At 61.9% G+C, this 4305-nt stretch carries 5 protein-coding genes; all 5 read right to left on the bottom strand.

The annotated features are described in order from the left end of the window. Positions 1-163 precede the first annotated feature (163 nt). The 5 genes from BVER_RS35000 to BVER_RS29600 are packed head-to-tail and all read right to left on the bottom strand — an operon-like array spanning position 164 to position 4197. A complete protein-coding gene (locus BVER_RS35000; RefSeq protein ID WP_269750836.1) occupies positions 164-943 on the bottom strand; it encodes a putative bifunctional diguanylate cyclase/phosphodiesterase in 780 nt (259 codons plus the stop codon). Positions 944-949: 6 nt separating this feature from the next. Then, positions 950-2533: a diguanylate cyclase domain-containing protein gene (locus tag BVER_RS29615; RefSeq protein ID WP_232316959.1), complete on the bottom strand. Its 1584-nt coding sequence runs from the start codon at positions 2531-2533 to the stop codon at positions 950-952. 19 nt (positions 2534-2552) lie between these two features. Further along, positions 2553-3182, bottom strand: a complete 630-nt coding sequence (locus tag BVER_RS29610) for a methylamine utilization protein (RefSeq protein ID WP_232316958.1) — start codon at positions 3180-3182, stop codon at positions 2553-2555. Next, entirely contained in the window at positions 3179-3607 is a 429-nt protein-coding gene (locus tag BVER_RS29605) for a group I truncated hemoglobin (RefSeq protein ID WP_050456239.1), read from the bottom strand. The genes BVER_RS29610 and BVER_RS29605 overlap by 4 nt, the downstream gene beginning before the upstream one ends. Before the next feature lie 2 nt (positions 3608-3609). Further along, complete coding sequence (locus BVER_RS29600; RefSeq protein WP_332309172.1) at positions 3610-4197, bottom strand: DUF3034 family protein; 588 nt, start codon at positions 4195-4197, stop codon at positions 3610-3612. Positions 4198-4305: the final 108 nt, after the last annotated feature.

Here is a 4305-nt window from a genome sequence, read left to right as displayed (position 1 = left end):
TTTGCTACACGCTTCCTTCAGACCCCGCCTCACGACGACGCCCTTGCGTTTCACTAGGCCTTCGCCCCATCAGGCTGGACAGGGAACTTGCACCCCCAAGCTGTTGCGCATGCTCGGCGCACAAACAGGAACGCGCTGGCGGCGCATAATCGAATGTTCGGCTTCAGGCAGGCATTGCCCGTGTCGATGATTTACGCTTGTCGTCGGCCTTGCTCGGAACGCCTGTCTGCTCGGAATCCCAGCCTTTCAGCCACAACTCCAGCTTGGCGGGCGGCAACGGCCGGCTCAGGTGGAAACCTTGCGCCAGATCGCATCGCAAGTCCTTCAGACGCTGCATCAGCGCTTCGTCCTCGACACCTTCCGCGACGACCTTCAATCCCATGTTGTGACCGAGATCGATGGTCGAACGCACAATCGTTTCGTCATCCTTATGATGTGCCATGCCCATCACGAACGATTTGTCGATCTTCAGTTCGTCGACCGGCATGCGCTTCAGATACGACAGCGACGAATAGCCCGTGCCGAAGTCGTCGATCGACAGACGAATGCCGAGCGCGTGCAGCCGATCGAGCGTTTCGATAGCGTGATTCGGATCGTCCATGATCGCGCTTTCGGTGATCTCGATCCAGATCCACTCCGGCGATACCTTGTGCTTGTCGAGCAGCGCGACGAACGTTTCCGGCAACGACGATTGAATCAGCTCGCGCGCCGACACGTTCACCGACACCGCCAGATCGATGCCCTGCGCATGCCACGCCGCGCATTGCGCGATGGCCTTGTCCGCGACCCAGCGCGAAATGGTCTTGATATAACCGGTCTGCTCCGCGAACGGAATGAACTGGTCGGGCGCGACGAAACCGCGCGTCGGGTGATCCCAGCGCACCAGCGCTTCAACATACTTCACGCGATGCGTCGCCAGATCGACCTTCGGCTGATAGTACAGCGTGAGCTAATCGTGCTCGACGGCCTGACGCAGTTCGCTCATCAGCGACAGACGTTCGGCGCTGTTCTGGTCGTGCCGCTCATCGTAGAGCACAAAGCCCAGATTCGAGCGCTTCGCCACGTACATCGCGATATCCGCGCGACGCAGCAGCACGTTCATGTCCTTGCCGTTCTCCGGGAACGTCACGATACCGATACTCGCGCCCACGTCCACCAGTTGACCTTCGATGGTGATCGGCTGTTCCAGCGCGCGCAGCATGCGTGTGGCGAGCAGACGCGCGGCGTTCAGATCGTCGGTCGGCAGCAGCACGGCGAATTCGTCGCCGCCCAGACGCGCCACCGTATCGGTCTGACGCTGCAGCACGGAGCGCAGACGCTTCGCGACTTCGCACAGCAGCATGTCGCCGATCGGATGCCCGAGCGTGTCGTTGACATACTTGAAGCGGTCGAGGTCCATCATCATGACGGCGAGCGGCTTTTCGTTGCGCGACGCCTGCGCGATCGCCTGTTGCAGCCGGTCGTTGAAGAGCGCGCGATTCGGCAGCCCCGTCAGACGATCCATATAAGCAAGTTCGGTAATACACCGCTCGCGTTCCACGATGCTTTCCTGCATCTGATTGAACGCCGCCGCGAGCTCGCCTATTTCGTCATGCTGATGAATTTCGATCGGTTCCGCATACTCGCCCTGACCGATGCGCTTCGAAAACTGCGCGAGCGCCGCGATCGGCCGCGTCACGGATCGCGCGGTCAGCACGCTGCCGATGGCGGACACGATCACGCCGAGTATCGTGATCAGCAGCAGCGTCGATTGCAGCCGATGATACGGCGCGAGCGCCTCCGTCAACGAGCGCTCCAGCAGCACGGCAACCGTGCGTCCCTCGGAATGCAGGCGCACGACGCGCGTCACATAACCATCGTCCGCAAGCTGATTTTGATCCTTGATCGACGCGCGTTTGTTTTCCGGCAGCGAGCTCGCGAGCATGCCCCACTTGCCTGTTGCGTCGACGGTCAGGAACGACACGTCGAGTGACGTCAGCGTGCTCATTTCGCGCGCGAGCACGTCGTCGACGGCGAAACCCATCACGACCCACGCGATGGTGATCGGCGCCTTCACCGGCACTGCCACCAATTGATACGCGCGGCCGTTGACCATGCCGAAGGACGACGCATCGCCCTTGCGCGCGACCGTCTTGATGAGATTCGGGAACGGGAACGCGGCGCCTTCGTGGCCGACGCCGTCGCTATCGGCGATCAATCGGCCGTCGAGATCGACGAGCATCACCACGTCCGCGTGAATGCGGTCGCCGTGATTCTGCAACGCCGACGCCACCGTCTTGCTGTCGTGCGACGCCACCGCCTGCCGGAAACCGAAGTCCGCCGCCGCGACGCCCGCCGCTTGCGTGAGCTGATCGCCGTTGCTGTGCAGCACTTGTCCGAAGACGCGTTCCGCCACCGCGAGCTGATCCTCCGCGCCGCGATGCGCGTTCTTGACGATCACCGAATTGATGACGAAATACGCCGCAGCCTGCGCGACGAGCATCAGGACCACGAAGACGAGCGCGATACGCGCGCGCAGGCTATGCAGGACCATGACGTCTAATCCTCGATCGTTACTCGGCGGGCTTGAGCGTCAGCGCGAGCTTCGTGGCGCTGTCGGCGGTGGCGCTCACCTTCTGCGACGGCAGCGCGTTCGGATCGCTCAGGCGGAAGTGCCACGCGACGACCTTGTACGAATCGGCGGGCACGCTGATCGTGGCCGCGCCTTTCGCATCGGTCTTGGCGAAGTACGGCGTATCGACGATCAGCAGATACGCGACCATCGTGTCGTGAATGTTGCAGCCCATCACCACGAGGCCGGCCTTGTCGAACACGACCGGATTGGCCGGAATGCCGTGATACAGATTCAGCTCGAAACGCTTGGCGGGCGAGAACGAATAGACGTCGTGCTCGATGTTGTCCTTGTTCGGGAACGTCACCGATGCGCCCGTCTGCACGACCGACACCATCGGCACGAAATGACGCTTCACCTGATCGATCACGGCGGGCGTGGGCTTGGCCGCGGGCAACTTGCCGCTCGCGGGCACCGCGTAGACCACGGCGTCCTGCACCGGCGCGCCCGACTGGTCGACGACCTGCACGGTCACGTTCGATGCATGCGCGAGCGTTGCACCGAGTGCGAACGCGGCGAGGAAAACGGATGCGAAACGCATGACGGCGGGCTTCTTCGAAAGGGTTCTCATGGGCGATCCTGAATGTCGCGATACAGCGGCGCGAGTTTCGCCAGCAGCTTGTTCTGCGCGTGGAACGGCACGTTGTTCTTGTCCATAGCCAGTTGCAGGTCTTCGACCAGCGCGTCGAAGGCGGCGCGATCGATCGCGTGGCCTTCGTGAGCGCGCTTCATCGAACGGCCGGTGTATTTGCACGGGCCTTCGAGCGCCTCGCAAAACTGGTCGACCAGCATCGGCTTGATGCGCTTGACCGTCGTGTTTTCGAAATAAGGCGCGGTGCGCGGATCGGCGAGCACGTTGTCGTACATGTCGTCGACGATCTTGGTCAGGCCCGCCTTCTCGCCGAACTGCTTGTAGAGCGCGTCGTCGGCGCGCGCGTTGAGGCTGGCGAACGACGCGAGCATGAGCGCCGCGAGCGCGGCATGGCGAATCTTCATGATCAGAACCCCGCTTGCAGCGAGGCATAAATGCCGCGCTGATTCTTGATGGTCGCGATATCGCCGAGCGACACATACGCGAGCGTCAGCGAAACATGCTTGTTGGGCGCCCACGCGACGAACGCGTCGTACGCGTCCTGCTCGCGCGCAAAGCCCAGGTTATTCGGCTTCATCCGATATTCCGCGCCGACCGCCACGCTCTTCGACAACAGATACGCCACCGACGACTCGAACTCCGGCTTGTATGAATTCGACTTGTCGCCGCCGAAGCCCAGCAGGCCGAACTGGTTCGCCTTGGTGAAACGCAGCGTGCCGTTCAGCAGCAGGCTTTGCGCGAGCAGCAGCTTGGTCGCGGAGATATAGAAGTCGGTGCCGGAGTTGCTCGCCGCGTCGACCGCCTTGACGATATCGCCCTGCTCGTTGTGCTTGAACTGGATGCCCGCGGCGATCTGCGGAATCCACGTGTCCTGATCGAGCACGGCGTCGCCGAGCACGCGCACCTTCATGCCGAAAATGTCCTGATTGAACTTGAAGTTCTCGCCGAGGCCGAGCTTCGCGCCGACATCGCGCGTATCGAGTCGGCCCTTCAGAATTAGTCGAAGTCAAGGGTGGCAAGGGGCCGCCGGAAGATCGTGTTTCCCAGAACTCCCAGAAGCAATATTGATCTGAATGGTTTCCTGGGAGTTTGGAACTTCGCC

This window comes from Candidatus Burkholderia verschuerenii (assembly GCF_001189365.1).
Taxonomy (GTDB): Bacteria; Pseudomonadota; Gammaproteobacteria; order Burkholderiales; family Burkholderiaceae; genus Caballeronia; species Caballeronia verschuerenii.
This window is presented reverse-complemented; position numbering and strand designations above follow the sequence as displayed.